The following is a 638-nucleotide window of genomic DNA, read 5'->3' on the forward strand; positions in this document are numbered from 1 at the left end:
AAGGCTCCTGATGAACTAAGGCTCCTGATGAACTTGATGCCTGCGGAGATTCCGAGTACGACAAGGCCAGCGAGCGCAACGACGAGGATGAATGCCTCGCGTGCCCAGAGCATCAGCAGGCTCAGAAAATCCGGGCGCTTACCACTTGGGTAGGGGTAGTAGTACGACACCGCCATGCACGCGACGAGTAGGAGCAATCCAACGAAGCCGATGGCGCCATCCTTGGTGCCGCCTTTTTTCGGTTGAGAGGACTTATCTTCGGTCATCGTGTAGTTCCTCCAGGCAACCTGCGGACGGGGTCGTGTCGTCTACTGGTGAACATGGCAGTGTTCGGTGCCTCCGAACCATTCTGTCTCATGCGGAGAGCATTGGCGGTGGGCGGCCCGAGAGCGGTCACTGGCGACGGACCGCTCGTGGCCGGAACCGCCGACGCGCACCGAGAGCATACGGCCATGGTTCAGGCGGCGTCACTGGCAAGCTGCCAGCGCACCCGCCATCGATCGCCTCAGATTTCAGTCTGTTCGGAGATCTCGAGCGCGTCGTCGACTTCGATACCCAGATACCGCACCGTCGACTCGAGCTTGGAGTGCCCAAGGAGCAGCTGCACGGCGCGGAGGTTCTTGGTGCGCCGGTAGATC

General features: G+C 61.0%; 1 protein-coding gene and 1 pseudogene. Both read right to left on the reverse strand.

The window, feature by feature from the left end; all coding sequences use genetic code 11:
• A partial coding sequence (locus AC1DXV_RS35140) for a hypothetical protein (protein ID WP_477938120.1) occupies window positions 1-266 on the reverse strand: 266 nt, incomplete at its 3' end.
• Between the two features lie 239 nt (window positions 267-505).
• Window positions 506-638: pseudogene (locus AC1DXV_RS35145) on the reverse strand (integrase); the annotation flags it as partial.

This window comes from Rhizobacter sp. P3_C12 (assembly GCF_056402735.1).